This window comes from Mesorhizobium sp. HAY1-8B (assembly GCF_056868045.1).
The window spans coordinates 1,169,955-1,193,739 of the sequence record NZ_CP200321.1 but is presented as its reverse complement, the minus strand read 5'-3'; the positions used below and the strand labels follow the sequence as shown (position 1 = coordinate 1,193,739).

Here is a 23,785-nt window from a genome sequence, read left to right as displayed (position 1 = left end):
AAAAGACATGCCCGCACTGAGCGACCTCATCCTTGCCGGCAAGGGTGTCGACAACCATTTCCCCTGGTCGCGCGCGGTGGTGACTTCGAAAGAATGGAGCTTTGCCGTCGGGCAACTGGCCGAGGGCCACTGGAGCCTGCTCGGTTTTTGGGGCGAGCCAGGCACCGTCCACATGGCACTGTTCGACGAGACCGCCGGGGACATCGGCGTTGTCAGCCTGCTGTGTCCGGATGGCCGCTACCCGTCGGTCGGCCTGCTGCATCCGCCCGCATTGCGCCTTGAACGTGCGGCGGCGGACCTATTCGGGCTCTTGCCACAGGGCGCGCCCGATACACGACGGTGGCTTGATCATGGCCACTGGGGCATCAGCTTTCCGTTGAGTGCCCGCGTCCGGACTTCTGTTGCGGCGGCGCCCCCCTACCAATTCCTGCCTGCCGAGGGGGAAAGCCTGCATCAGATCCCGGTCGGGCCCGTGCATGCCGGCATCATCGAGCCAGGGCATTTTCGATTTACAGCGAGCGGCGAAACGGTCGTCCGGCTGGAGGAACGCCTGGGGTACACGCACAAGGGCATAGAGGGCTTGATGGCGAGGTCCGACATCGACCATGCCGCCAAGCTGGCGGGCAGAACCTCTGGCGACAGTACCGTGGCATACGCCCTTGCTTTTTCCCGCGCGGTCGAAGCGGCCCTGGGTATCGAGGTTCCTCCGCGCGCGGTCTGGCTGCGAGCGCTCATGGCCGAGCTGGAGCGTCTGGCCAACCATCTGGGCGACATCGGCGCCATCTGCAACGACGCCGCCTTCGCACTCATGCATGCCCACTGCGGCGTGCTGCGCGAGCGCGTATTGCGGGCAAGCGATGCCGCCTTCGGCCATCGTTTGATGCGCGACCGCGTCGTGCCCGGAGGAGCGGCGACCTACCTGAACGACGAGGGGACGACAGCGATCTGGTCCCTGATCGCGGAGATCAGGCAGCGGTTTCCGGCGCTTGTGGAACTCTACGACAACACCGCGTCGCTGCAGGATCGGACGGTCGCAACTGGGCGGCTGAAGGTGGAGCTCGCTCGACAATATCGCGCCGGAGGGTATGTCGGCCGGGCATCCGGCCAAGAATTCGATGCGCGACGCAGTCTGGCCTATCCTCCCTATGACGCGCTCAACTTCAATGTGCCTCTCCTCCAGGAAGGCGACGTGAACGCCCGTGTCTGGATTCGCATTCACGAGGTCGAACAGAGCTTGTCCCTGGTAGAGCAAATCCTGCGCCAGCTGCCGGGCGGACCGATCCGTGTCGACTTTGCACGGACAGGCGGCCCGCATGAAGGCATGGCGCTCGTCGAGGGTTTCCGGGGCGACATTCTGGCCTGGCTGCGCATTGGTGAAAGCGGCCTGGTCGAGCGCTGTCACCTGCGCGATCCGTCATGGTTTCAATGGCCGCTGCTGGAAGCGGCCATCGAAGGCAACATCGTCGCCGACTTCCCGCTATGCAACAAATCGTTCAACTGCTCGTATTCGGGGCACGACCTCTAAGGGTCCAAGGCAAGCCATCATGCGCAAGCTCCTCTTCGAAAGCCTGATACGCCCGCCGCTGACCGAGCGTCCGCCGCGAGTGAGCGACGCGGCGGTTGACGAACTCGCACGCGCCCTCAACGGGGTTGCTCATCGAAGATTGGGGCGAAGCCTGTCGATCCGGGCAGTCGATGCCGGTTCCTGCAACGGCTGCGAACTCGAGATGCACGCGCTCAACAACGCTTTCTACGATATCGAGCGTTTTGGAATCCGGTTCGTCGCATCGCCGCGCCATGCCGATGTCCTGCTTGTCACCGGGCCGGTGACCAAAAACATGCGCGAGGCATTGCAGCGGACCTATGACGCAACTCCCAACCCCAAATGGGTGGTCGCGCTCGGCGATTGTGCCCAGAACGGCGGCTGTTTCGCCGGCAGCTACGCCGTGATGGGCGGAGTGTCGGAGGCGTTGCCTGTCGATCTGCACATTCCAGGCTGCCCGCCACCGCCCATCGAAATTCTGAAGGGCCTGCTCGCCTTGCTTGAGGGAGTGAATTCAAAGGCCGCCGTTGCCCGAAGTTGACTACCGATGTGAAGGGCTCTTCCGCCACCAGGCAGCAAAAGCTCCAGACCTGAAATGGCATCCCGACTGCCCGGGTTTCGATGTGAAAACGGAGCCTTGAACGATCGTAGCGTGAAGCTGAAGCAGGGCGACTTGCCTAAACTGGCGCACCGTGCCGGGTGAAGACGAGAACTATGTCTACGCTATAGCCCTCCTTTAAGCAGAGTTCGAATCTTAGGAGTATTCGGCTGCCCCGTGTCAATCGAAGCTTGGACTATGACGGCGTGCTTCCTCGATAAGCCAATTTGCAAACACCTGTATTGGACCGTCACTCAATCGGATCGGCTCCGGAAGGACGAGGCAGAAGGTCTTGGAGATCGACTCGCCGTCTGGCCAAGGTGCGACCAAGCGACCTTCAGCCAATTCGGTTTCGACATAGAGGCGCGGTACGAGTGCAACGCCGAGGCCGGCTAACGCGGCTTCGATTTGCATGGCGTGAAGATCATAACGGGCGCCAACTGCGGGATTGGTCAGCGCGATCCCGGTTTCCTGCGCATAGCGTTGCCATGCGTCCGGGTTCTGACGTCGATGAAGACGCGGCAGTTCATTCAAGGATACCGCCCCTTCACCTTCATCGACAAGCGCCGGATGGCAAACAGGTACCAACGTCTCATGTAACAGGCGGTGCGTTCTCATTCCCGTCCAGCCAGGATGCTCGAAATGGATCGCGGCATCGAAACCGCTTCCGGCAAGCACAAAGGGCTCCATCCGCTCAGTAAGATGCACGGTGATGTTCGGGTGCATTTTTCCAAACCGCGCCAGCCTGGGAATAAGCCAGCGCGTGGCAAAGGTCGGGATGGTGGCGATGTCGAGGCTCGCGCCATCGCTGGGCTGCCCCATCAGATACTGGCTGTCACGCTCCAGCCGGTCGAGTGACACGCGAACCTGAACGGCATAACGCTCTCCATTCGGCAAAAGCCGGACACGATTGCCAACCCGTTCGAACAGCGTGACACCAAGGAACGCTTCCAGTCGGCCGATCTGGCGGCTGATCGCTCCTTCGGTCAGCGCCAGTTCGTCGGCCGCGCGAGCGAAGCTGCCATGACGAGCCGACGCCTCGAACGCCATGAGTGCGGAATTGCTGGGAATCTTGCGGCGCATAGCGGTTCCTGACATGGTGGTTCGGCATTGGATTCGCCGCCACCTTGATGTTATGTCACTGAAGCATGATCCGTTGTCGATATATGGGCAGAGATCACCAGTCTATCATGAGAAAATATCAACGATAGACAAGGCCGGAAGATCCACTCTTTCGGTCGAAGGTGGTGCGATGATCTATACGGTAGAATGCAGCTTTGCCGATCCGGCCAGCGAAGCGAAATGGAATGACTTTTACAGCCTGGACAAGCTGCCAGCCCTCATTTCGGTGAGCGGCTTCCATACTTCGCAGCGTTTCAAGGCGTTGAGCCGTGGCTGCCCTGTTTATCTTGCTCTTCATTCAATTGATGGCCTCGATATTCTGACGGGTGAGGAATATCGCCAGAAGGGCGGCGGCAATTTCGCACGCTGGCAACAGCACATCACCGAGTGGCACCGGAACCTCTACGGTGGCATTGAGCGCGCGCCAGCCATTGGCGAGGGCGAATATCTGGCGTTGAGCGCAACAGGCCCTGAACCTCTGATCTGGCTTGGTCTCACCCCACATGCGATGCAGGCGGTTGCTATGGAGAAATTCCCGGAGCAGCGCTGGCTCGCCAAGGTGCAGCGCGGCAAGTTGCTTGACATCGAGCATCTGCCGGAAGGCGTCCATGTCTATGCGCCAATGACGGCGCAGTTGACGAATGACGGTAACGTCACGGTCGGGAAGGTGCGGTAACACCAATGCCGAACATCACGATCTACATTCCCGTAGACAGGATGCCACCGGACGAAGCTCTCGCAGACCTCACAGAGCAATGCACTGAACTTTGCACAGGCATCCTCCGGGCCGCGTTGGAGAATGTGCATATCGTCTATGTCGCCGTCCGGCACGGCCGGGGACACCCGGCTTTCGCAGAAATCCAATACCGTCTTGAGCCTTTTCGGACGCCGCCAGTCATGGCGCAGTTCATGGAAGGGCTGGACGACGCCATAAGGCGCAACACGGACCTCACCGCGCGCATCCGTTGCTTTGGCTATGAAGCGTCGAGCATCCACGCACGAAGTTGAGCTGACGCTTGGAGAAGAACCATGTCTCGTCTTGCATTACCCAGTCTGCCGGTCGGTGATTTCACGATCACCGCTGTCAGTGATGGCTACCTCCATGCCAGTTTCGATCTCCTCGCGAATATTGATCCGGCCGATGCTTCCCGCATGCAGGAAAGAGCAGGAATAGCGGATCATACCTCGATCCATATCAACTGCTATCTGGCGCGCGGAGGCGGCCGCGCGGTCCTGATCGACGCAGGTGCGGGCGGTTTCAAGCAATGGGGCGGTCGATTAACCGACAATCTGCTGCGCGTGGGCATCCAGCCTTCGGAGATCGACGCAATCCTGTTGACCCATGCCCATCCCGATCATGTCGGGGGTTTGGTGGACGCATCAGGGGAAGCCGTCTTTCCGAATGCCGAGTTGGTCGCCCACCATCGGGAAGTCGCGTTCTGGGAAGATGACGGCAATCTGAGCCGGGCGCCCGAGCGTGCCCGTGGCAACTTCCTCGCGGCGCGTCAGGCGTTCGACGGCTATCGCGAGCGGCTGCGCACCTTCGATGCTGGCGAAGTGCTTGCCGGCATGACGGCGGTTCCGCTTCCGGGCCACACCGCCGGGCACACCGGCTACCGTCTCGAATCCGGCGGCCAGACTCTGCTGGTCTGGGGAGATATTGTCCATTTCCCTGAGATTCAGATTCCGCGCCCTGACGTGTCGATTGCGTTCGATCAGGATGCACATCTCGCCGCCGAAACACGAACGAGGCTGTTGGACCTTGCCAGTTCGGAAAACCTGCTGATCGCGGGAATGCATCTGGACGAACCCGCTTTCGGACATATCGCGCGAACAGCAAATGGGACGTATGCTGTCTCTTATGAAAAATGAAAGTGGTTCAGTGGCTTTACCTCCGCGTCTTGGCATCTTGGCGCGTGGGAAGGCGGTCACAGGAATCTTCAGCAGGAACATTATCCCAGTTCAATTTGCAGGTGGGAATATCGGATTATCGGCGGACATCAGTTCGCAGACAATGCAATTTTCAGGAGAAATGGCGCACCCGACAGGATTCGAACCTGTGACCTCTGCCTTCGGAGGGCAGCGCTCTATCCAGCTGAGCTACGGGTGCTTCCCGGTGATCCGGAAAACGAACCAGCCGGTGAACCGGCAAGTCACGGCTTCTTAGCGGAAGCCGGCGCGAGCTTCAACGGGCAATTGCCAATTGGGCGGCGCGCCGAAGATCGAGCGTTGGACATGCCGACCAGGCTCGCGCAGTGTCAGGTCCTTCGCAGGCTCGCTGCCCTTTGGGCGTTCATCCCCTTCAAAATGTCCACTGGGCTTTAGATCCGAGTCCATCGTTGGTCAGTCGAAGAGGCGAAGGCTTTTCGCCCGCTGCGGGACAATGCTACTGTCCCGCCTCACCCTGCACCGTCCGCCGTCTCACCCCGCGCACGGCCCGTTTCGCCTTCTTGGCGCCGGTCAGTTCGTGCATGGCGTCGAGCTGCATCTGCTGCATTTCGGCGAGCCGCGTCCATTGGCGCGAGATGAGGTAGTCGAGTTTTTCGTGCAGGTGGCGCACTTCGAGCTCGGCCTTGAGGTTGACACGGTAGTCGTTGAAGGAGCGCAGCCGATCCTTGGTCTCCTGTCGCTTCTGGCTCATCATGATGATGGGCGCCTGGATGGCGGCGATGCAGGAGAGCAGGAGGTTGAGCAGGATGAAGGGATAAGGGTCGAAGGCGCCGACGGCGCCCTCGAACAGGTTGATGCCGATCCAGATCAAGAGCACGCTGGCGAAGGAGATCAGGAACCACCAGCTGCCGCCGAAGGCCGCCATGTTGTCGGAAACGCGATCGGCAAAAGAGCGATGCTCCTCGAACTCCTCCTCCGAGTTTTCGGAAATCGTGTCCTGCTTGGCGATCGATTCCACCACCTGGCGGTCGAGCTCGGAGAATTCGCCGTGCTCCTGCTGCAGCAGTTCCTCCATGTAGCGCATGCGGTAGCGGCCGAGCTCCTCGCGGCTGATGCGGGCCCCCTTGGGCAGGTCCGGGTGGTCGGAACGGATGCGGTCGGCCAGGCTCGGGCGCAGATCGTCGATGCGCACCAGGTCGCGCTTGCGGAATTTGCGGCCCGAGATCGCCGACGGCTTCCGCTTCGGCTTTATGCGTGAGGAGCCGGGGCCGGCGGGTTCGGAGTCCGGCACTTCGGGCGTGTCGAAATGATCGTCCGAAACCTCGTGCAGATCCCCCGTCGTGATCGGCGCCTCGAAATATTCGCCGCCGCTGTCGTTCTCATTGTCCGGCGCCTTCTGCTCGGATGCCTTGGGAACGGTGCTCATGGTGCTGGCTCCTGCTGTGGCGCTGATGGGAGGATACGCCGAGGTGGCGGGGCATATCCACTGTCGGATTGCGCTGCCTATGCCATGGCTTCCAGACGATTGCATGACGGTGTGACAACAATAGCCGGCTGCGGGTTTTTGGCGGCTGTTCTTCGCGGCGGCCGCCGCCCCTTCGCTGGGCCGAGGCGCTTCCCGACTTCGTCATTCACGGGCGAAGCAGCCGCGGAGTGGCGTCGCGAAGACCCGAGGATGACGAAGTCGGGGGCGGACGGAACTTCGCGGGCTCAGGGCGTTCGTCCTTCGAAAAGCCGGGCAGTTGGCTTTTCGTCCGCCGCGGATCACTCCTAGCCTACTGCTGCTCGGCGAACATCAGCCTGGTCTTGGTGGAATCCATCGTTGGCGACAGGCTGCGCTGGATAAGCGCCTCGACATGGTCGTTGCGCTGGCGAGCTGAGTCGGCGCCCATCACCACCACGATCAACTGGCGGCCGTCGGCATTGTAGGAGGTGACGATGTTGAAGCCGGAAGCCCTGATATAGCCGGTCTTGATGCCATCGACGCCGCGCACCCGGCCGAGCATGTCGTTGTGGCCGCGCACGAGCTTGCCGCGGAACATGAAATCGCTTTCGGAGAAATAGTGGAAATGCTGGGGGAAGCGCTGGCGCAGCGCCATGCCCAGCACCGCCATGTCGCGCGCCGTCGTCATCTGGCCGTCGTCGGGCAGGCCCGACGCGTTGCGGAAGGTGGTGCTGGACATGCCGAGCGAACGCGCCTTGGAGGTCATCATGGCGGCGAACTGGTCCTCCGAGCCGCCAAGATATTCGCCGACCGCCACCGCCACGTCATTGGCGGATTTGACGACGATGGCGCGGATGGCGGAATCGACATCGATGCTCTCGCCGCGCCGGAAGCGCATCTTGGTCGGCGGCTGCGAGGCGGCATGATCGGAAACCGGGATCTGCGTCTCCTTGGTGACGCGGCCGGATTCCATTGCCTCGAACAGGAGGTAGAGCGTCATCATCTTGGTCAGCGAAGCCGGATAGCGCTGCGCCGTCGAGTTGACCTCGAACATCTGCTTGCCGGTCTTTGCGTCGACGACGATCGCGGCATATTTCTGCGGCGGCGCGGGCACGGCCAGCACGGAATCCGGCGGCGTCGTGGTCGAGCAGCCGGCGACCATCAGCAACAGGCCAAGGGCGACGAAGAGTCTCTGGAGGAGCGGAAAGGGACGCAGTTTGGACAAGGGCAAGACGTTCTGGCGATGCTGTTGCTGAGATGAGGCGAAGCTAACGTAACGCGATTGGTGCGTCCATTTGGTTAATGGCTGATAGTCCCAGGATTGTCGAGTTCGGCCTGCCGCCCCGAAATCGCCGGTTTCCTGTCTTTCCTTGCCAACGCCGCGCTTCCCGTGGGAAGGGGCGTGGGCATCGGCTGGCTTGGGGGGTGGCATGACGAACATCGGGGCCGGGGGCGCAGCGCCCTCGCTTATCAAGGCATCGCTGAGCCGCACCGGCAAATGGGCCGGAAGCATCGCCTTCGTCGGCGGCGCGGTTTCCGACATCCTCAATCCGCTGGCGCCGTTCGCCGCCTATATCGCGCTGGTCGCCTCGATCGCGGCGGTCATCATCGCCATCGCCATTGTGCTCAGGCTGGTGCTGGCGGCCAGGGCGCTGCCGGCGCTGGTGTTCGCCACCAGTGCGGCGGCGGTCGCCGGCGGCGTCTATGCCGTGCAGCAGCAGACCAATTCGCAGAACGGCGTCATCGCCGGCCTGGTGCCGGCGATCTCGCGGCTGCAGCAGTCGATGGGCATCGTTTCGGAAAAGGTGGCGAAGATCGAGCAGACGGTCACGCAGACCCAAAAGACCGTCGAAGAGGTCAAGAAATCGACCGACACGGTTGCACAGAGGACCAACCAGATCGCGTCCGCCCAGCAGCAGCAGACCCAGCAGGGCGCCGAGACGCAAAAGACCGTCGAAGCGGTCAAACAGACCACCGAGGCGCTCGCCGCCGGCCAGCAACAGCAACAGGCCCAGGCGGAAAAGCTGCAGGCGACGACCGAGCAGATCGCCGCTTCGATCGACACCATCGCCAAGGGATTTGCCCAGTTGGCGGCGCAAGGCGGGGCGATCGCCGAGCCGAAGCGGCCGGATGAATTCTACCACAATGCCCGCGTCTACGAATTGTCCGGCGACATGCTCAATGCCCGGCGCTCCTACCTCGCCTTTGCCGGCTACGACGTTGACGCCATCGACCCCTATACGCGCTTTGCCACGCTGCTTCGGGTGCAAGACGGCAAGGCGGGTGCCCGCGAGGTGTTCGGGCAGCTTGCCGACAAGGGCAAGGCGCTGTCGATCAAGCTGGTGCATATATTGCAGTTCGACGATGCCCAGCGCCTCGATAAGCTCAACGCCTTCATCGCGGCCAATCCCGACTACGCGCCGGCCTATTTCCTCAAGGCGCAGGAGTTTTCGGAAGACCGCCTCGGCAGCCAGACGCTGGCCGACAAGCGCAGCGAAGCCCAGGCGCTGACCAAATTCGTCTCCTACGAAAAGGATGGCGGACTGCTCAAATATTTCGTCGACCAGACCCAGTTGGCCGACTGGCTGGACCGCGGCCGCAGCCGGCTGGCGGCACTAGGCGACGTGCTCGACCCCACGCGCTTTGCGCCTTCGCTGACGCCGATGCGCTCGAATCAGGGCTGGTCGATGACCATTTCGCTGCCCGAGCCGGCGACCGCGATTTCCTGGCGGCTCGGCACCAGCGGTCCCTTCACCGACACCGGCTTCCTGGCAATGAACGACCAGACCACCGGCAAGCCGATGGCCAATCCGAGCTTCGAACTGCCCGACAGCACCGCGGCGACCACGATCGCGATAAGATATCTCGACATCAGGGGCCGCGAGACCGGCCCGTTCGACATCCGCTTCGACCCGGACACGGCACTGCAGCAAGGTGACAAGCAGATCCTCGACCAGTTCTGGACGTCGTGGATCGCCTTCGACTCCGGCGGCAATCACGGCCTGGTCTATTTCACCCAGATGCTGTCCTACCGCTGCGCCATCAAGGAGGTGCATTACAGCCTCAACGGCGCCGCGCTCGACAAGTCGCTCGAGATACCGCCTTGCGACAAGAAGGATCCCTACGCCATCCCCTACGACGCCAAGAGCTATTTCAAGGTTGCCGACAGTGTGAAGTCGATGTCGGTGCAGGTGACCTATACCGACGGGACGAAATCGCCGGTGCGGGAGTACAAGCGGCAGTAGCTGATGCGAAATGCCGACCGCAGTGCTTGCGCAACGCGCGCCGAAAGGGTTCTGTTCGCGGCTTCGGATTCGGTGAGAGCGCAATGACCATCAGCACGATCAAGGCCAAAGGTATTTCGGTTTCGCTCGATCTGACTGTCGGCCACATCGCCGACATGATCGTCGAGAGCGCAGGAAGGCAGCTTCGGCCACTGCACCGCGCCCCTTGGGTCGACGCGGGCGAGGCGCTGCCCAAGGACCTGCCGCAAGGCACGGTTCGCCTGTCCGGCGACTTCCTCTGCGCGCCGTTTTCACGCAGCGATGTCGAAGAGGCGCCACTGCATGGCTGGCCGGCCAACAGCGCCTGGGATGTCGTGGACAGCAACGCCACGCAGGACGGCTGGCGCGCCGTCTTCCGGCTGCGGCACAAGGTCATGGGCGCCAGCGTCGACAAGATTTTTACACTCATCGACGGCCATCCCTTCCTTTACCAGGAACATGTGTTTTCCGGCGGCTCCGGCGCGATTTCCGTCGCCCATCACCCGATGACGGTGATGAAAGGCGGCGGACGGCTGGCCTTTTCGCCGAAGCGCTTTGCCGCGACATTAGCCGATCCGCTGGAGCCCGATCCCGCGCGCGGCCGCTACATGCTGGCCTATCCGGCGCGGTCGGCCGAGCTCGACCGGTTTCCCGCCGCCGGCGCCGGCACGCTCGACCTGACGGAATACCGCATGGATGACCGGCGCGAGGATTTCGTCACCCTGGTCGAGGCCGATCATGGCGGGCCGGGCTGGACGGCGCTGGCGCGCCAGGCCGAGGGCGACCTCGTGCTGGTGCTGAAGAACCCGGCCGAACTGCCGGTCACCATGCTGTGGCTCAGCAATGGCGGGCGCGACTACGCACCCTGGAGCGGGCGCCATCTGGGCGTGCTCGGCATCGAGGACGGCCGCACGGCCGTCGGCCACGCCGCCTCGATTGGCGACAATTGGCTGAAGCGCGAGGGCGTGGCGACCGCCTTTGCGCTCGGCGAGGGTCGAAGCTTTTCGTTCCGCCATGTCATCGGCGCCATGCCCCTGTCCGGCGGCACCCCGCCAAGGGAGATCACTGCCGCCGAGGGTCGCATGCGGCTTGCCGCGGGCGGATCGAGCTGGAACGTGCCCTTCGACAGCGATTTCCTGCGCATCGGCCGGCCCGTCCCTGCCTGAGCAGGGATCGCGCGAGCGCGGGATTTGAAATTTCCGTGAACTGCCGCCAAGATGCGGCGGAAAACATCGTGCCGATCATCCAGGCAAGTGAGGCTTCCCATGTCCGAAATCGCGCACCTCGCCGCCACCATCTTCAAGCGCGCCGGCAAGGCAAAGCGCTTCATCGTCGCCATCGCCGGGCCGCCCGGGGCTGGAAAGTCCACGTTGTCGGCCGGCCTGCATGACCTGTTGCCGGAGGGGGCGGTGGAAGTCGTCCCGATGGATGGCTTCCATTATGACGACATCGTGCTCAATGCGCGCGGCCTGCGTGCGCGAAAGGGGGCGCCGGAAACATTCGACTTTTCCGGCTTCGAAGCCCTGCTGAAGCGCATCCGGGCCGGCGAACCAGACATCGCGATTCCCGTCTTCGACCGCAACATGGAATTGTCGCGCGCCGCGGCGGCGATCGTCGGCACCGAGACGAAATTCATCCTGGTCGAAGGCAACTATCTTCTGCTCGACGAAGAGCCGTGGTCACGGCTGGCGCCGCTGTTCGATTTCTCGATCTTCGTCGAGGTGCCGCGCAATGAACTCGAGCGGCGCCTGGTGGAGCGCTGGCACGGCCATGGCCGCTCCGACGAGGATGCGCGCGCCTGGATCGCCTCCAACGACATGCCCAACATCGAACGCGTGTTGGCCCGGCGCCGGGCCGCTGATCTGGTTATTGGTTAACACGCTTAATTTTCGGTATTTCTGGACGGGAACCTTAAGGGTTGCGCGCCGTTATGTCCGGGAACCCATTTGTCGGGCGTAAGGGATTTTCCGATGGCAACCAAGGCAAGAAAACCCGCAGCCGCCAAGACCAGGACGGCAAAGGACGGCCCAGCGAAAACCGGTGCCGGCGCGGCGATCGCCGAGCGCTCGAAAGACGCGAAACCCTCTTTCGGCAAGGCCGCACCGAGGAAGGTCGTGCCTGCCGCCACCAAGACGCCAAGCCCGCGCAAAGCGGCGAAGGGCAAACAAAGTGCCGTCCGGACCGTGGCGAGCGTGGCGGCCGGTGCGGTGGTCGCCACCGCACGCGGTGCCGTCTCGCTGGCAGCCTCCGTGATCGGCAAGGGCGGTTCGAAGGCCAAGGCGAAGTAGCAGATACTGCGTCGCCGGGCGGCCAAGCAATCGCCCCTGTAGGCCAGTTTCAGTCCTTTGCGGGAATGGTCAGGCCCTTCTGCACCGCCGGCCGGGCAAGGCCGCGCTCCAGCCAGGCCGCCACATTGGCGAAATCGTCAAAACCGACGAGTTCGCGCGCGTCATAGAAGCCGATCAGGTTGCGAACCCAGCCGAGCAGCGAGATGTCGGCGATCGTGTAGTCGTTGCCCATGATCCATTTGCGGCCCTTGAGCCGGCCGTCGAGCACACCGATCAGCCGCCGCGATTCGTCGCGGTAGCGCTCCAGCGGGCGCTTGTCGGCGATCTCGCGGCCGGCGAATTTGTGGAAGAAGCCGACCTGGCCGAACATCGGCCCGACCGAGGCCATCTGGAAGAAGACCCACTGGATCGTCTCGTAGCGTCGCGCTGCGTCCGCCGGTATGAGCAGGCCGGTCTTCTCGGCGAGATAGAGCAGGATGGCGCCGGATTCGAACAGGCCGATCGGCTTGCCGTCCGGACCGTCGGGATCGATGATCGCCGGGATCTTGCCATTGGGATTGAGCGACAGGAATTCCGGCGTCCAGCTTTCGTTCTTGCCGATGTTGATCAGATGCGGCTCGTAGGGCAGGCCGATCTCTTCCAGGGCGATCGAGACCTTCACCCCGTTCGGCGTTGTCGCCGAATAAAGCTGGATCCGGTCCGGATGTTTGGCCGGCCAACGGGTTGCGATCGGAAAGGCGGACAGGTCGGCCATCGAGAAACTCCTGAGCGGGGATTTGCGCCAAAGGCGCGCGGCGTTGGCGGGTGGCCAAGAATTAGGCGCACGGCCAGGCGGGATCAATATGGCGGACAGTTTCGCCATGCACGGACAGTCAACCGAATCGAACGCGGCGGAATGGTACACGGCCTGCCAAGGCGCTCACCCTGGGTAGGCACTGACCAGCCCGGGATCAGATGGCCTTGAACGCCAGCACCGCGTTGGTGCCGCCGAAAGCAAAGCCGTTGCTGATCGCGACGCGCACCTTGCGCTCGCGCGCGACATTGGGCGTCACGTCGAGATCGCAATCGGGATCGGGTTCGCGGTAATTCGCGGTCGGCGGCACCACGCCCTCGCGGATAGCCATGACGCAGGCGATCATTTCCAGTCCGCCCGATGCGCCCAGGCAATGGGCATGCATCGACTTGGTCGATGAGACCGACAGCGAGCGCGCATGCTCGCCAAAGACGCGCTTGATCGCGTTGGTCTCGATCTGGTCGTTGGCCTTGGTGCCGGTGCCGTGCGCGTTGAGATAGTCGATGTCCTCGGGATTGAGCCCGGCATCGGCCAGGCAGAAACGCATTGCCGCTTCCGGTCCCTCAATGGTTGGAGCAACGATGTCCGAGGCATCGGCGGAGAGACCGGCGCCGGCGATTTCAGCGAGGATGGTTGCGCCGCGCGCCATGGCGTGATCGTAGCTTTCCAGAACCGCCATGCCGGCGCCCTCACCGAGCACCAAACCCTGGCGATCGGCCGAAAACGGCCGGCAGGTATCGGGCGACAGCACGCGCAATGCCTCCCAGCCCTTGAGCACGCCCCAGACCAGCGGCGCATCAGTGCCGCCGGCCACCATGACGTCGGCGCGACCGAGCCTGATCTGGTCGACCGCCGAGGCGATGGCGTGATTGGCCGACGAACAGGCCGAAGTGACGCCGAAGACCGGCCCGCGCAGGCCAAGGTGCATGCTGACCTGGCCCGCGGCCGCGCCCGGCATGACCCTGGGCACGGTGAAGATGCCGGCGCGATTCTTGCCCTCGATCAGGATGGCGCGATAGTTTTCCTCAACCGTCTCGAAGCCGCAGACGCCGACACCGACAATGGTTCCCATGCGATAGGTGTTGTCGGCATGCGTAGCCAATCCCGACTGTTTCAGGGCTTCGCGGGCGGCCAGCACCGCCAGCAGGCTGAAGCGGTCCATCGACACCAGCTGCTTGCGCTCGATGCCGTGATCGGGCAGCGCCTTGATCTCGCAGCCGGTCTTCACCTTCAGGTCGTGCAGGAAGGGATTGTCGATCGGACCTATCGCAGAGCGGCCAGCGCGCATCTCGCCCCAAATCGCCGGCACATCGGTGCCGAGCCCGCATATCCCGCCAAGGCCGGTGATGACGACGCGTCTCAGCATTCGGTTAGGCTTTTTTCGCGATCAGCGCGCGAACGGCCTCGACCATGTCGCCAACATTCTTCAGATTGCTCCAGGCATCGACCGTGTTCATCTCGATCTCGATGCCATATTCCTCCTCAAGGTCGAAGATGATCTCGGTCAGCTCCAGCGAATGGATGCCGAGCGCCGTCAATTCGGTGTTGGTGGTGATTTCCTCGCCGCCAGGCTCGGCATGGGCCTTGATCTTTTCGATGATATCCGTTGCCAGTTGGTCAGCCATTCGGTTTCTTCCCCACTTTGTCGTTTCCCGACGCCAACTGAACAGCGCCTTCTTGTCCTCGATATCAGGCCGCGATCGTCGCCTTATACCCCCGCCAAGCATCGCTTGACCGTACCGAGGTGGCTCCCTCTATAGAAACGGAAACGCCATCAAGCAACAAGCTATATATCGACAAAACCGCCGCAGTGCTTAACCTGACGGCGTGGATACGATCGAATATACGAAGTTTTCGCCCCTTTTGGCCCAGCGCGCCGTCGGCCTGGCACAACTGGGCTGCGCCAGCGCCGATGGCCGCACGCGGCTGCGGCGCCTCTATCAGGACGGCTCCGCCAAGATAAGGCTGCCGGCCGTTTCGGCCGATCCGCTGGAGGCGGTGCTGATCAACACCGCCGGCGGACTGACCGGCGGCGACCGCATCGGCTGGGATGTGGATGTCGGCGCGGATGCCTCGGCGTCGATAACGACCCAGGCCTGCGAGAAGGTCTATCGCGCCGCCTCCGACCATGCAGAGGTACGGGTCAAGCTGACGGTCGGCGAAAACAGCCGCATCGCCTGGCTGCCGCAGGAAACCATCGTCTTCGACCGGGCAGCCTTTGCCCGCACGTTGGATGTCGAGCTTGCCGCCGGGGCCGAGGCGCTGCTGCTGGAGGCCACCGTCTTCGGTCGCCTGGCCATGGGCGAACGCGCCGCGCAGGGTATTTTTCGTGACCGCTGGCGTGTTCGCCAGGATGGCTTTCTCATCCATGGCGAGGATTTCCGCGTCGGGCCTGACATCGCGGCCACGCTCGCCCGTCCGGCGGCTGCAGGTGGCGCGATCGCCGTGGCAACGCTGCTGCTGGTGTCGCCACGCGCGGAGGCTTTGCTCGACCCGGTCCGCGAGATCGTCGGAGACCAGGGCGGCGCCAGTGTCTGGAGCGTGAAGGCATCTGGCAAGCTTCTTGCGAGGCTTTACGCCGGGGACGGCTACCAACTGCGCCAGCGGCTGGTTCCGCTTGTCGGATTGCTCAACGGACGGGCGGGGCTGCCCAAATTATGGTCACTGTGATTCGGAAACCTGCATGAACCTGACGCCGAGGGAAAAGGACAAGCTGCTGATCGCCATGGCAGCGATCGTGGCACGCAAGCGGCTGGAGCGCGGCGTGAAGCTGAACCACCCGGAAGCGATCGCGCTGATCACCGACTTCGTCGTCGAAGGCGCCCGCGACGGCCGCCCGGTCGCCGAACTGATGGAGGCCGGCGCCCATATCGTCACCCGCGCGCAGGTGATGGAGGGTATCGCCGAGATGATCCACGACGTGCAGGTGGAAGCGACCTTTCCCGACGGCACCAAGCTGGTGACCGTGCACGAGCCCATCAGGTGAGGAGAGGAAACCGGGATGCTTGAACTGCGCCCAAACTGCGAGTGCTGCGACAAGGACCTGCCGCCCGAAGCCGAGGATGCGCTGATCTGCACCTTCGAATGCACCTTCTGTGCCGATTGCGTGGAAACCGTGCTGGGTGGCGTCTGCCCCAATTGCAGCGGCAATTTTTCGGCGCGGCCGATCCGACCGACAGCGATGCTGAAGAAATACCCGGCTTCCGCCAAACGCGTCCTCAAGGCCGAGGGCTGCGGTCCTCGCAAGGCGGCGTGAACACCTCGACACTGGAAACGGAAGGCAAATCAAAATGATCCCTGCAAAACGACTGTCCCTCTCGGCGATCCTGTTTCTGGCGGCGGCAATGCCCGCCTACGCCCATGTCGGCGTCGGTACGACGTCGTCCTTCACGGCAGGCTTCGGGCATCCCTTGTCCGGCCTCGACCACATGACCGTGATGATCGCGGTTGGCCTGTGGGCGGCACTCAAGGGCGGCAGAGCGATCTGGGCGTGGCCGGCCGCCTTTGTCGGCGTCATGCTGAGCGGCGCCGCCCTTGGCATGGCGCATGTGCCGATGCCCTTCGTCGAGCCGGGCATACTGGCCTCCGTCGTGGCGCTCGGACTGCTGGTGGCGCTGGCGGTCGATCTGCCCGTCTCGGCGGGCGTCGCCATTATCGGCCTGTTCGCGCTGTTCCACGGCCACGCTCATGGCACGGAAGTGCCTGAAAATGCCGGCGGGCTCGAGTACATGGCCGGCTTTGCCATCGCCACCGTGATGCTCCATGCCGTCGGCATCGCCGCCGGTCTGAGCCTTGGCCTGAGGTTCCGCGGTCTGGCCCGCGTCGCGGGCGCTGCCTGCGCGGCGATCGGCGTCGGCCTCGCCTTCGGCGTCGTGTGAAGTCCAATGATCCCTGGCGAAATCATCCCCGCCCAAGGCGACATCGAGCTCAACAAGGGTCTGCCGACCGTCACCTTGAAAGTCGCCAACGCCGGCGACCGGCCGATCCAGGTCGGCAGCCACTATCATTTCTTCGAAACCAATGAAGGGCTGAAATTCGACCGCGAACAGGCGCGCGGCATGCGTCTCGACATTGCCGCCGGCACCGCCATGCGCTTCGAGCCAGGCCAGGAGCGTGACGTCAGGCTGGTGCCGCTTGGCGGCAAACGCGAGGTCTATGGATTCCAGCAGAAGGTGATGGGCAAGCTGTGAGTTTTGTGGCGTCTCACGCGCGGCGCGCACAGAGTCCCAAGGGGAAGCGCCATGCGCTTTTCCCGGGAAAACCGCTTCACACTTTTCCTGGAATTGCTCTAGTCCGACGGCTTGGCAGCCGCATAGATGACGATCTTTCCTGGATTGTCGAACTCCACGGCCAGAATGTCCTGCGTGAGCACGCGCCGCGAATCGATGGCGTTGTAGAGCAAAGCGTTGGCCTCGATCTCCTTGCGCAGTTCCGCGACATCGTCTCGATGCTGCCGGACCTTGTTCTCGATAACCGCCGGCGGGCCGCCTTCGCTGCGTGCCGCGTCGGTCAGGAACACGATATCGACCTTGTCGAGCTTGGAGGTCTTGCGCACCGTGCTGATGTTTTCACGCGTGCGGTCGATCGCCGAGGTGACTTTGCCGATTTCAGCGGTGGTGTTGGCCTCTTCCGCGCTGACTTGCGAGCCGACGATCCGATCGACGGTCTCCGGGCTTTCGAGACCCTGCGCGTTCAGCGCGGCCTGAGGAAAGCTCGCTGCCAGAAACGCAGTCGCCGCTACGGCATACAGCCATCGGCCATCGGGCAAGGTGGTGACGGTCATCGTTCGCTTTCGCAGTTTGTTCCAGCACTCAGGAAACGAAACGACTCCAGCCCTGCCACGGTTCCCCTCATGATGCGGTCGGCGGACCGAATGTCGGCCCGCCGAGCCAGGCCGTCAGCTGGCCTTCTTGGTGATGAGGGTCAGCGCGCCATTGGGCTCCATGCTGGCCGCGACCACCTGCGCCGAGGTCATTCCCTTTGCTTGGAGGGCGGACTTCACCTTGGGTGTGGCATCGATCGAGCTGCGCAGTTTCTGCAGGCCGGCATCGCCGCGCTGGGCGATCACCTGATTGACCTGCGTCTGGGTGTCCTTCGGCAGTTCGGTAATGTCGACGATGTTGACGCTCTGGATCGCCGGCGCAGCCTGCTGACCGCCGGGGGCGGGAGTGGTCGCCTTGGGGGCAGGCGTGGCTGGAGCGGGCTGTTGCGCGGGTTGCTGCTGGGCACTGGCGGCACCGGCCAGCATCAGGCTGGCGGCGGCTGCAAGAACTATCGTTTTGCGCATGGATTTTCCTTCCATCGATTTGGCAAACGGTCGTTTTGGGGTGACCCGCTCACCTCAACCGCCAAATGGGATCAGAAGGTGTCGCCCAGCGGGTCATTGCGTGACCATTGGACGGCGTCAATGTGCACCCGGCCCCAACCATTCCGCATTTCGGGAGCAATCTCTGATGGCTAGAATCTCGCGTTCCACCTATGCCCAGATGTATGGCCCGACCGTCGGCGACAGGGTCAGGCTGGCCGACACCGAACTCTTCATCGAGGTTGAAAAGGACCTCATCATTCACGGTGAAGAAGTAAAATTCGGCGGCGGCAAGGTCATTCGCGACGGCATGGGCCAGAGCCAGGTGTCGCGGGCGCAGGGCGCGGTCGACACCGTCATCACCAACGCCTTGGTGGTCGATGCCAGCGCCGGCATCCTCAAGGCCGATATCGGCCTGAAGGACGGCCGCATCGCCGCGATCGGCAAGGCCGGCAATCCGGACACGCAGGATGGCGTCACCATCATCATCGGCCCGGGCACGGAAATCATCGCCGGCGAGGGCAAGATCCTGACACCGGGCGGCTTCGACGCGCATATCCACTTCATCTGTCCTCAGCAGATCGAGGAAGCGCTGATGAGCGGCATCACCACCATGCTCGGCGGCGGCACCGGCCCGGCGCATGGCACGCTGGCCACCACCTGCACGCCGGGGCCGTGGCACATGGCGCGCATGATCCAGTCTTTCGATGCATTCCCGATGAATATCGGCCTGTCTGGCAAGGGCAACGCGTCGTTGCCGGCGGCATTGGAGGAAATGGTGCTGGGCGGCGCCTGCTCGCTGAAGCTGCATGAAGACTGGGGCACGACGCCGGCGGCGATCGACTGTTGCCTGTCGGTCGCCGACGAGCACGACGTGCAGGTGATGATCCACACCGACACGCTCAACGAATCCGGCTTCGTCGAGAACACGGTCGCGGCGATCAAGGGCCGCACCATCCACGCCTTCCACACCGAGGGTGCCGGCGGCGGCCATGCACCCGACATCATCAAGGTCTGCGGCCTGCCCAACGTGATCCCGTCCTCGACCAACCCGACCAGGCCTTACACCGTCAACACGCTGGCCGAGCATCTCGACATGCTGATGGTCTGCCATCATCTGTCGCCGTCGATCCCCGAGGACATCGCCTTTGCCGAAAGCCGCATCCGCAAGGAGACGATCGCGGCCGAGGACATCCTGCACGATATCGGCGCCTTCTCGATCATCTCGTCCGACAGCCAGGCCATGGGCCGCGTCGGCGAAGTGGCGATCCGCACCTGGCAGACCGCCGACAAGATGAAGAGGCAGCGCGGTTCGCTGCCGCAAGAGACCGGCAACAACGACAATTTCCGCGTCCGCCGCTACATCGCCAAATACACGATCAACCCGGCCATCGCGCATGGGCTGTCGAAAGAGATCGGCTCGATCGCCGTCGGCAAACGCGCCGACCTTGTGCTGTGGAACCCAGCCTTCTTCGGCGTCAAGCCGGACATGGTGCTGATCGGCGGCATGATCGCCGCCGCCCCGATGGGCGACCCCAACGCCTCGATCCCGACACCGCAACCGATGCACTACCGGCCGATGTTCGGCGCCTATGGCAAGGCCAGGACCAACTCGTCCGTGACCTTCGTTTCGAAAGCCGCACTCGAGTCCGGCCTACATGGCAGGCTTGGCGTCGACAAGCAGTTCGTCGCCGTGGAAAACACCCGCGGCGGCATCGGCAAGCACTCGATGGTGCTCAACGACGCCACGCCGCACGTCGAGGTCGACCCCGAAACCTACGAGGTCCGCGCCGACGGCGAATTGCTCACTTGCGAGCCGGCAACGGTGCTGCCGATGGCGCAACGGTATTTCCTGTTCTGATGCTAGATCGGCGACCGGGCCGACTGGCGGGAAACCCATTGCGGCACGTGCCGTGACACCGCAATATGCGGCTCAATGAAACCGCATGACTTGCCATGGCCACCGAAATAGCCTCCGCCCACGACATCTTCCCGCACATCCGCATCGTCATGGGCATGGTGATCGGACTTGGTGTCACCCGCCTGCTGTCGGGGGTGGCCCGTATTATCCAGCACCCCGGCCAGTACCGGCTCTATCCCGTGCATCTGGCTTGGGTCGCCTCGGTGCTTCTGATGCTGGTGCATTTCTGGTGGTGGGAGTTCGGCCTCTACGCCATCGAGGCATGGACCTTCGGCAAATACCTTTTCATCATCTTCTACGCGATCACGCTGTTCCTGCTCTGCGCGCTGCTGTTTCCGGATTCGATGCTGGACTACACAAGCTACGAGGATTTCTTCTATTCGCGCCGCGCCTGGTTCTTCGGCCTGCTGGCCGCGACCTATCTGCTGGACGTGATCGACACGTTGCTGAAAGGGCCGGAGCATTTCTCCCATTTCGGCAATGAATATCTGTTCCGCACGCCGATCTTCGTCGCACTTTGCATTGCCGCGATCCTGCTGCGCGACCGTCGCTTTCACACCGCCTTTGTCGCGGCGGCGCTGATCTATCAGATATCGTTTATCCTGCGGCTCTTCGACACGATCGTATGACGACTGCGAATACTCTAGGCTTGCTGGGAAAGGCAGGTTTCTCATGTACAAGGCCGTCGGATCGCGCGGATCCCGGGTCAGCCGCGTCCTCTGGATGCTCGAGGAACTCGGGCAGCCCTATGAATTCGTCGAGGTCAAATTGCGCTCGCCGGAAGCCTATGCGCTCAACCCGTCGGGCAAGGTGCCGGTCCTCATCGACGGCGAGCTGACAGTGACGGATTCGGCGGCGATCTGCGTCTACCTGGCCGACAAGCACGCCGACAAGGGCATGGGCGCCAATCCAGGTGTCGCCGGCCGTGCCGAGATGGATTCCTGGATGCATTTTGCCCAGAGCGAGTTCGAGGCGCCGCTGTGGAACAAATTGCGCCACCGCTTCCTGCTGCCCAGGGAAGTACGGGTCGATGTCGGCCCCGCCGCGGCCTATGATTTCGCCTCGGAAGCCAAGGCGCTGGACCGCCGGCTTGGCGACAAAACGTTTGCGCTCGGCGACCGATTTTCCGCCGTCGACGTGCTGCTCGGTGATATGGGCGGCTGGGCCCGGGCTGGAAAATTCCCGATCGAGTCCGAGCGCGTCAACGCCTATTTCAACCGGGTGCTTTCGCGCCCTGCCCGCGCGCGGGCGCAAGCCAATGGCGGAGCCATGAAATGAAGCTCAACCTCAACACCGATTTCACCAAATTCCCGCGTGCCGTCTCGGTGGTGCGCGCCGGTGAGGCCGGGACCACAGCGCCGTCCGGCCGTACGGTTCTTGCCCATGACGAACGGCATCTGCGCCGCCGCGCCATCGAACTGTCCGATGGTAGCAAGGTGCTGGTCGACCTGCCCGAGCCGGTTGCCCTGAACGATGGCGACCGGCTGGTGCTCGAGGATGGCCGCCATGTCGAGATCGTTGCCGCACCGGAAGAGGTCTATGACATCCGCGCCCGCGACGGTGTGCATCTGACCGAGCTTGCCTGGCACATCGGCAACCGCCATCTCGCGGCGGGCATCGAGGCGGATCGCATCGTCATCCTGCGCGACCATGTCATCAAGGCGATGCTTGAAGGGCTTGGCGCCACGGTGCGCGAGGTTTCCGAGCCGTTCAAGCCGGTTCGCGGCGCCTATTCGGGCCATGGCGGCGTGCACAGTCACGATCACGGCCATGCACATGCCCACAGCCATGCGGAAGCGCATTCCCATTCACATGGCGACACGCATTCCCATTCGCACGGCCATTCCCACGACGGTCATCACCACGACCATGACTGACCAACCTTCGAACATCGCCTTGCTGCGGCTGATGGCGTGGCTGTCGCCGGCCTTTCCGGTTGGCGGCTTTGCCTACAGCCATGGTCTCGAGCGCGCGGTGCATGATGGCCTGGTTGCCGATGCCGCCGGCCTTGCCGGCTGGCTGGAAACACTGATCGAGATGGGCTCGGGCTGGAACGATGCCGTGCTGTTTTCCGAGAGCTGGCGCCGCGCCCGCAACGCAGGCGATTTCGGCGAAGTGGCTGCACTGGCCGAGGCGCTCGCCGGCTCGCGGGAACGCCACACCGAGACCATGCTGCAGGGTGCCGCCTTCCTCAAGGCCGCCGCCGCATGGCCCAATCCGGTGCTGGGGCGCTTGCCGGCCGAATGCGCCTACTGTGTCGCAGTCGGCGCCATTGCCGGCGGCAATGGCATTGCGCTGCAGGATGCGCTGTCCGCCTTCCTGCAGGCCTTCTTCTCCAATCTTGTCCAGGCGGCGATCAGGCTCGGTGTCGTCGGCCAGAACGAGGCCACCACGCTGTTGGCCGGCTTCGAGCCGCTGGCGCTCGCGACCGCCGGCCGCGCGTCGCGCTCGACATTGGATGATCTCGGCGGCTGCGCCTTCGTCTCCGACGTCATGGCGATGAAGCACGAAACCCAGTATTCGCGGCTGTTCCGCTCATGATCGTGCTTGCCTTCGCGCTGTCCTTCGTCCTGCTGCTGATCACGGCGCTGCATGTCTATTGGGGCATTGGCGGCGTCTGGCCGGGCAGAGACGCAGCCTCCTGCGCCCGCGCCGTCGTTGGCTTTCGCGGTGTCGACGAAATGCCCACGCCCTTCGCCAGTTTCGCCGTTGCCGCCTGTCTCGGCCTGGCGACGCTCTGGCCGCTGGCGCTGATCGGCTTCTTTGCCTCGCCCTTCCCGAAAGAGGGCCTCGCCGCCACTTCGCTGCTCATCGGCCTGGTGTTCCTGGGTCGCGGCATTGCCGGCTTCACGCCGTGGTGGCGGCGGCTGGCGCCCGAGCAGCCTTTCGCCCGGCTCGATGTCCAGTACTATTCGCCGCTTTGCCTGTTGATCGGGCTTGGCTTCGCCATCCTTGCCATCATGGAGTTCCCGACATGACTCAAGCCAACGGTCCTCTTCGCATCGGCATTGGCGGCCCCGTCGGCTCCGGCAAGACGACGCTCACCGAAAAACTCTGCAAGGCGCTGCGCGACGAATTCTCCATCGCCGTGGTCACCAATGACATCTACACCAGGGAAGATGCCATGATGCTGGCCCGGCTGCAGGCGCTGCCCGAGGAGCGCATCGTCGGCGTCGAGACCGGCGGCTGCCCGCATACCGCCATTCGCGAGGACGCATCGATCAATTTGCAGGCCATCGCCGAGCTCAACCGCAAATTCCCAGATCTCGACATCATCTTCATCGAATCCGGCGGCGACAACCTTGCCGCCACCTTCTCGCCGGACCTCGCGGACCTGACGCTCTATGTCATCTCGGTCTGCCAGGGCGAGGAAATTCCGCGCAAGGGCGGACCGGCGATCACCCGCTCGGACTTCCTGATCATCAACAAGAGCGATCTGGCGCCCTATGTGAACGTCAACCTCGACGTCATGGAGAGCGACGCCGGCCGCATGCGCGGCAAGCGTCCGTTCGGCTTCACCGACCTGTCACGCGGCAAGGGGTTGCAGGAGGTCATCGATTTCATCGTCGAGCATGGCGGGCTGAGGACCGGCACCGCCGCCAGCACAGCGGCCTGACA

The 23,785-nt window shown here is 63.3% G+C and carries 29 protein-coding genes and 1 tRNA gene; 21 read left to right on the top strand and 9 right to left on the bottom strand.

The features are described from left to right. Positions 1-7: 7 nt before the first annotated feature. Positions 8-1,525, top strand: a complete 1,518-nt coding sequence (locus AC1VON_RS05960) for a hydrogenase large subunit (protein WP_483120926.1) — start codon at positions 8-10, stop codon at positions 1,523-1,525. Positions 1,526-1,544: 19 nt separating this feature from the next. Further along, entirely contained in the window at positions 1,545-2,084 is a 540-nt protein-coding gene (locus tag AC1VON_RS05955) for an NADH-quinone oxidoreductase subunit B family protein (RefSeq protein ID WP_483120924.1), read from the top strand. 237 nt (positions 2,085-2,321) lie between these two features. Here the strand turns inward: AC1VON_RS05955 and AC1VON_RS05950 are convergent, their stop codons facing one another. Beyond that, on the bottom strand, positions 2,322-3,224 hold the full coding sequence (locus AC1VON_RS05950) for a LysR substrate-binding domain-containing protein (protein WP_483120923.1): 903 nt from the start codon (positions 3,222-3,224) through the stop codon (positions 2,322-2,324). Between the two features lie 169 nt (positions 3,225-3,393). Between AC1VON_RS05950 and AC1VON_RS05945 the strand changes: the two genes are divergently transcribed. The 3 genes from AC1VON_RS05945 to AC1VON_RS05935 are packed head-to-tail and all read left to right on the top strand — an operon-like array spanning position 3,394 to position 5,135. Then, on the top strand, positions 3,394-3,939 hold the full coding sequence (locus tag AC1VON_RS05945; RefSeq protein WP_483120921.1) for a sugar ABC transporter: 546 nt from the start codon (positions 3,394-3,396) through the stop codon (positions 3,937-3,939). A gap of 5 nt (positions 3,940-3,944) precedes the next feature. Continuing rightward, the gene (locus AC1VON_RS05940) at positions 3,945-4,271 is read left to right on the top strand and encodes a hypothetical protein (protein WP_483120919.1); all 327 of its coding nucleotides are present in this window, start codon (positions 3,945-3,947) and stop codon (positions 4,269-4,271) included. A 21-nt stretch (positions 4,272-4,292) separates the two neighbouring features. Continuing rightward, positions 4,293-5,135: an MBL fold metallo-hydrolase gene (locus AC1VON_RS05935; protein WP_483120917.1), complete on the top strand. Its 843-nt coding sequence runs from the start codon at positions 4,293-4,295 to the stop codon at positions 5,133-5,135. 161 nt (positions 5,136-5,296) lie between these two features. Here AC1VON_RS05935 and AC1VON_RS05930 read toward each other — a convergent pair. The 3 genes from AC1VON_RS05930 to AC1VON_RS05920 form a co-directional block, all read right to left on the bottom strand. Beyond that, a tRNA-Arg gene (locus AC1VON_RS05930) sits at positions 5,297-5,373 on the bottom strand. Between the two features lie 276 nt (positions 5,374-5,649). Next, entirely contained in the window at positions 5,650-6,579 is a 930-nt protein-coding gene (locus AC1VON_RS05925) for a DUF1003 domain-containing protein (protein ID WP_483120915.1), read from the bottom strand. A gap of 349 nt (positions 6,580-6,928) precedes the next feature. Continuing rightward, complete coding sequence (locus AC1VON_RS05920) at positions 6,929-7,822, bottom strand: D-alanyl-D-alanine carboxypeptidase family protein (protein WP_172347505.1); 894 nt, start codon at positions 7,820-7,822, stop codon at positions 6,929-6,931. Positions 7,823-8,027: 205 nt separating this feature from the next. Here AC1VON_RS05920 and AC1VON_RS05915 point away from each other — a divergent pair, with 205 nt between their 5' ends. From AC1VON_RS05915 to AC1VON_RS05900, 4 genes are all read left to right on the top strand, one after another. After that, positions 8,028-9,842, top strand: coding sequence for a methyl-accepting chemotaxis protein (locus tag AC1VON_RS05915; protein ID WP_483120912.1), 1,815 nt, complete (start codon positions 8,028-8,030; stop codon positions 9,840-9,842). 83 nt (positions 9,843-9,925) lie between these two features. Continuing rightward, the gene (locus tag AC1VON_RS05910; RefSeq protein ID WP_483120911.1) at positions 9,926-11,026 is read left to right on the top strand and encodes a hypothetical protein; all 1,101 of its coding nucleotides are present in this window, start codon (positions 9,926-9,928) and stop codon (positions 11,024-11,026) included. Between the two features lie 99 nt (positions 11,027-11,125). After that, positions 11,126-11,737: a nucleoside triphosphate hydrolase gene (locus AC1VON_RS05905; RefSeq protein ID WP_172347507.1), complete on the top strand. Its 612-nt coding sequence runs from the start codon at positions 11,126-11,128 to the stop codon at positions 11,735-11,737. A 93-nt stretch (positions 11,738-11,830) separates the two neighbouring features. Next, a complete protein-coding gene (locus AC1VON_RS05900) occupies positions 11,831-12,148 on the top strand; it encodes a hypothetical protein (protein ID WP_172347508.1) in 318 nt (105 codons plus the stop codon). A gap of 49 nt (positions 12,149-12,197) precedes the next feature. Here AC1VON_RS05900 and AC1VON_RS05895 read toward each other — a convergent pair whose 3' ends face one another. The 3 genes from AC1VON_RS05895 to AC1VON_RS05885 all read right to left on the bottom strand — a co-directional run bounded on the left by AC1VON_RS05895 (position 12,198) and on the right by AC1VON_RS05885 (position 14,566). Continuing rightward, a complete protein-coding gene (locus AC1VON_RS05895) occupies positions 12,198-12,902 on the bottom strand; it encodes a glutathione S-transferase family protein (protein WP_172347509.1) in 705 nt (234 codons plus the stop codon). A gap of 196 nt (positions 12,903-13,098) precedes the next feature. Next, a complete protein-coding gene (locus tag AC1VON_RS05890) occupies positions 13,099-14,307 on the bottom strand; it encodes a beta-ketoacyl-[acyl-carrier-protein] synthase family protein (protein ID WP_172347510.1) in 1,209 nt (402 codons plus the stop codon). Between the two features lie 4 nt (positions 14,308-14,311). Then, positions 14,312-14,566: an acyl carrier protein gene (locus AC1VON_RS05885; protein ID WP_056568590.1), complete on the bottom strand. Its 255-nt coding sequence runs from the start codon at positions 14,564-14,566 to the stop codon at positions 14,312-14,314. Positions 14,567-14,768: 202 nt separating this feature from the next. Here AC1VON_RS05885 and AC1VON_RS05880 point away from each other — a divergent pair, with 202 nt between their 5' ends. Genes AC1VON_RS05880 through AC1VON_RS05860 form a run of 5 tightly spaced genes read left to right on the top strand, consistent with a single transcriptional unit; the run spans position 14,769 to position 17,131 of the window. Further along, positions 14,769-15,611, top strand: a complete 843-nt coding sequence (locus AC1VON_RS05880; RefSeq protein ID WP_483120909.1) for an urease accessory protein UreD — start codon at positions 14,769-14,771, stop codon at positions 15,609-15,611. Positions 15,612-15,624: 13 nt separating this feature from the next. Next, positions 15,625-15,927 carry an urease subunit gamma gene (locus AC1VON_RS05875; RefSeq protein WP_056568583.1) on the top strand — a complete coding sequence of 101 codons (303 nt, stop codon included), beginning with the start codon at positions 15,625-15,627 and terminating at the stop codon, positions 15,925-15,927. A 15-nt stretch (positions 15,928-15,942) separates the two neighbouring features. Beyond that, on the top strand, positions 15,943-16,197 hold the full coding sequence (locus tag AC1VON_RS05870) for a DUF1272 domain-containing protein (RefSeq protein WP_140770598.1): 255 nt from the start codon (positions 15,943-15,945) through the stop codon (positions 16,195-16,197). Positions 16,198-16,231: 34 nt separating this feature from the next. Next, positions 16,232-16,819: a HupE/UreJ family protein gene (locus AC1VON_RS05865; protein ID WP_172347512.1), complete on the top strand. Its 588-nt coding sequence runs from the start codon at positions 16,232-16,234 to the stop codon at positions 16,817-16,819. Positions 16,820-16,825: 6 nt separating this feature from the next. Beyond that, positions 16,826-17,131: an urease subunit beta gene (locus AC1VON_RS05860; RefSeq protein WP_483120907.1), complete on the top strand. Its 306-nt coding sequence runs from the start codon at positions 16,826-16,828 to the stop codon at positions 17,129-17,131. A gap of 98 nt (positions 17,132-17,229) precedes the next feature. Here AC1VON_RS05860 and AC1VON_RS05855 read toward each other — a convergent pair whose 3' ends face one another. Together AC1VON_RS05855 and AC1VON_RS05850 are read right to left on the bottom strand one after the other, a co-directional pair. Further along, positions 17,230-17,724 carry a hypothetical protein gene (locus tag AC1VON_RS05855; RefSeq protein WP_483120905.1) on the bottom strand — a complete coding sequence of 165 codons (495 nt, stop codon included), beginning with the start codon at positions 17,722-17,724 and terminating at the stop codon, positions 17,230-17,232. Positions 17,725-17,838: 114 nt separating this feature from the next. Next, complete coding sequence (locus AC1VON_RS05850) at positions 17,839-18,228, bottom strand: hypothetical protein (protein ID WP_483120903.1); 390 nt, start codon at positions 18,226-18,228, stop codon at positions 17,839-17,841. Between the two features lie 166 nt (positions 18,229-18,394). Between AC1VON_RS05850 and ureC the strand changes: the two genes are divergently transcribed. The 7 genes from ureC (at position 18,395) to ureG (ending at position 23,783) form a co-directional block, all read left to right on the top strand. Beyond that, positions 18,395-20,107, top strand: a complete 1,713-nt coding sequence (gene ureC, locus AC1VON_RS05845) for an urease subunit alpha (RefSeq protein ID WP_483120901.1) — start codon at positions 18,395-18,397, stop codon at positions 20,105-20,107. 95 nt (positions 20,108-20,202) lie between these two features. Continuing rightward, positions 20,203-20,796: a hypothetical protein gene (locus AC1VON_RS05840; protein WP_483120899.1), complete on the top strand. Its 594-nt coding sequence runs from the start codon at positions 20,203-20,205 to the stop codon at positions 20,794-20,796. A 43-nt stretch (positions 20,797-20,839) separates the two neighbouring features. Further along, positions 20,840-21,445: a glutathione S-transferase family protein gene (locus AC1VON_RS05835; protein WP_172347518.1), complete on the top strand. Its 606-nt coding sequence runs from the start codon at positions 20,840-20,842 to the stop codon at positions 21,443-21,445. After that, positions 21,442-22,044: an urease accessory protein UreE gene (ureE, locus tag AC1VON_RS05830; protein WP_172347519.1), complete on the top strand. Its 603-nt coding sequence runs from the start codon at positions 21,442-21,444 to the stop codon at positions 22,042-22,044. Before AC1VON_RS05835 ends, ureE begins: the two co-directional genes overlap by 4 nt. Continuing rightward, positions 22,037-22,708, top strand: coding sequence for an urease accessory protein UreF (locus tag AC1VON_RS05825; protein ID WP_483120897.1), 672 nt, complete (start codon positions 22,037-22,039; stop codon positions 22,706-22,708). The genes ureE and AC1VON_RS05825 overlap by 8 nt, the downstream gene beginning before the upstream one ends. Continuing rightward, entirely contained in the window at positions 22,705-23,145 is a 441-nt protein-coding gene (locus AC1VON_RS05820) for a DUF3995 domain-containing protein (protein ID WP_172347521.1), read from the top strand. The genes AC1VON_RS05825 and AC1VON_RS05820 overlap by 4 nt, the downstream gene beginning before the upstream one ends. Then, positions 23,142-23,783 (top strand): urease accessory protein UreG, encoded by a 642-nt coding sequence (gene ureG, locus AC1VON_RS05815; RefSeq protein ID WP_056568543.1) that lies wholly within the window; start codon positions 23,142-23,144, stop codon positions 23,781-23,783. The genes AC1VON_RS05820 and ureG overlap by 4 nt, the downstream gene beginning before the upstream one ends. Positions 23,784-23,785 lie beyond the last annotated feature (2 nt).

What these genes read in the sequence shown, in the direction of transcription:
- AC1VON_RS05960 (WP_483120926.1), top strand. Translation starts at nt 8, where the DNA reads ATGCCCGCACTGAGCGACCTCATCCTTGCCGGCAAGGGTGTCGACAAC.
- AC1VON_RS05955 (WP_483120924.1), top strand. Translation starts at nt 1,545, where the DNA reads ATGCGCAAGCTCCTCTTCGAAAGCCTGATACGCCCGCCGCTGACCGAG.
- AC1VON_RS05950 (WP_483120923.1), bottom strand. Translation starts at nt 3,224, where the DNA reads ATGCGCCGCAAGATTCCCAGCAATTCCGCACTCATGGCGTTCGAGGCG.
- AC1VON_RS05945 (WP_483120921.1), top strand. Translation starts at nt 3,394, where the DNA reads ATGATCTATACGGTAGAATGCAGCTTTGCCGATCCGGCCAGCGAAGCG.
- AC1VON_RS05940 (WP_483120919.1), top strand. Translation starts at nt 3,945, where the DNA reads ATGCCGAACATCACGATCTACATTCCCGTAGACAGGATGCCACCGGAC.
- AC1VON_RS05935 (WP_483120917.1), top strand. Translation starts at nt 4,293, where the DNA reads ATGTCTCGTCTTGCATTACCCAGTCTGCCGGTCGGTGATTTCACGATC.
- AC1VON_RS05925 (WP_483120915.1), bottom strand. Translation starts at nt 6,579, where the DNA reads ATGAGCACCGTTCCCAAGGCATCCGAGCAGAAGGCGCCGGACAATGAG.
- AC1VON_RS05915 (WP_483120912.1), top strand. Translation starts at nt 8,028, where the DNA reads ATGACGAACATCGGGGCCGGGGGCGCAGCGCCCTCGCTTATCAAGGCA.
- AC1VON_RS05910 (WP_483120911.1), top strand. Translation starts at nt 9,926, where the DNA reads ATGACCATCAGCACGATCAAGGCCAAAGGTATTTCGGTTTCGCTCGAT.
- AC1VON_RS05905 (WP_172347507.1), top strand. Translation starts at nt 11,126, where the DNA reads ATGTCCGAAATCGCGCACCTCGCCGCCACCATCTTCAAGCGCGCCGGC.
- AC1VON_RS05900 (WP_172347508.1), top strand. Translation starts at nt 11,831, where the DNA reads ATGGCAACCAAGGCAAGAAAACCCGCAGCCGCCAAGACCAGGACGGCA.
- AC1VON_RS05895 (WP_172347509.1), bottom strand. Translation starts at nt 12,902, where the DNA reads ATGGCCGACCTGTCCGCCTTTCCGATCGCAACCCGTTGGCCGGCCAAA.
- AC1VON_RS05890 (WP_172347510.1), bottom strand. Translation starts at nt 14,307, where the DNA reads ATGCTGAGACGCGTCGTCATCACCGGCCTTGGCGGGATATGCGGGCTC.
- AC1VON_RS05885 (WP_056568590.1), bottom strand. Translation starts at nt 14,566, where the DNA reads ATGGCTGACCAACTGGCAACGGATATCATCGAAAAGATCAAGGCCCAT.
- AC1VON_RS05875 (WP_056568583.1), top strand. Translation starts at nt 15,625, where the DNA reads ATGAACCTGACGCCGAGGGAAAAGGACAAGCTGCTGATCGCCATGGCA.
- AC1VON_RS05870 (WP_140770598.1), top strand. Translation starts at nt 15,943, where the DNA reads ATGCTTGAACTGCGCCCAAACTGCGAGTGCTGCGACAAGGACCTGCCG.
- AC1VON_RS05865 (WP_172347512.1), top strand. Translation starts at nt 16,232, where the DNA reads ATGATCCCTGCAAAACGACTGTCCCTCTCGGCGATCCTGTTTCTGGCG.
- AC1VON_RS05860 (WP_483120907.1), top strand. Translation starts at nt 16,826, where the DNA reads ATGATCCCTGGCGAAATCATCCCCGCCCAAGGCGACATCGAGCTCAAC.
- AC1VON_RS05855 (WP_483120905.1), bottom strand. Translation starts at nt 17,724, where the DNA reads ATGACCGTCACCACCTTGCCCGATGGCCGATGGCTGTATGCCGTAGCG.
- AC1VON_RS05850 (WP_483120903.1), bottom strand. Translation starts at nt 18,228, where the DNA reads ATGCGCAAAACGATAGTTCTTGCAGCCGCCGCCAGCCTGATGCTGGCC.
- ureC (WP_483120901.1), top strand. Translation starts at nt 18,395, where the DNA reads ATGGCTAGAATCTCGCGTTCCACCTATGCCCAGATGTATGGCCCGACC.
- AC1VON_RS05840 (WP_483120899.1), top strand. Translation starts at nt 20,203, where the DNA reads ATGGCCACCGAAATAGCCTCCGCCCACGACATCTTCCCGCACATCCGC.
- AC1VON_RS05835 (WP_172347518.1), top strand. Translation starts at nt 20,840, where the DNA reads ATGTACAAGGCCGTCGGATCGCGCGGATCCCGGGTCAGCCGCGTCCTC.
- ureE (WP_172347519.1), top strand. Translation starts at nt 21,442, where the DNA reads ATGAAGCTCAACCTCAACACCGATTTCACCAAATTCCCGCGTGCCGTC.
- AC1VON_RS05825 (WP_483120897.1), top strand. Translation starts at nt 22,037, where the DNA reads ATGACTGACCAACCTTCGAACATCGCCTTGCTGCGGCTGATGGCGTGG.
- AC1VON_RS05820 (WP_172347521.1), top strand. Translation starts at nt 22,705, where the DNA reads ATGATCGTGCTTGCCTTCGCGCTGTCCTTCGTCCTGCTGCTGATCACG.
- ureG (WP_056568543.1), top strand. Translation starts at nt 23,142, where the DNA reads ATGACTCAAGCCAACGGTCCTCTTCGCATCGGCATTGGCGGCCCCGTC.